General features: G+C 76.6%; 1 protein-coding gene. It reads right to left on the reverse strand.

Translation table 11 applies throughout. From position 1 onward, the window contains the following. Positions 1-590: type I polyketide synthase (locus tag G3I65_RS37050; protein WP_160700219.1), on the reverse strand; the 590-nt coding region annotated here is incomplete at both ends.

Consider the following 590-nt stretch of genomic DNA (forward strand, 5'->3'; position numbering starts at 1 on the left):
GCCTCGGCGAACACCGGGAAGCGCGCGTAGAGCTCCCGGCCCATGCCGGGGCGCTGGGCCCCCTGCCCGGTGAACAGGAACGCCACCGGGCGTTCGCGCGCGGTCCCGCGGGCCAGCACCTCGCCGTCGGCCGACAGGACCACGCGGTGGTCGAACCGCGCGCGGCCGGTCGCGAGCGAGAACGCGACGTCGACCGGGTCCGCCCCGGCCACCGACGGCCGCAGGAGCGCGATCTGCGCGTCGAGCGCCTGTGCGCTCCTGGCCGAGACCGGCCACGGCACCACCGCGGGCGGCACCCGCGGCGCGCGGGTCACCGGCGCGGTCTCCGGTGCCTGTTCGAGGATGACGTGCGCGTTCGTCCCGCTGACCCCGAACGACGAGACCCCGGCGCGGCGGGCGCGCCCGGTCTCCGGCCACGCGGTCGGCTCGGCCACCAGCTCGACCGCGCCGGCGGACCAGTCCACATGGGACGACGGCTCGGTGACGTGCAGGGTCTTCGGCAGCACGCCGTTCCGGATGGCGAGCACCGTCTTGATCACGCCGGCGACGCCGGCCGCGGCCTGGGTGTGCCCGAGGTTCGACTTCACCGA

This window comes from Amycolatopsis sp. SID8362 (genome assembly GCF_010550475.1).
Lineage (GTDB): Bacteria > Actinomycetota > Actinomycetes > Mycobacteriales > Pseudonocardiaceae > Amycolatopsis > Amycolatopsis eburnea.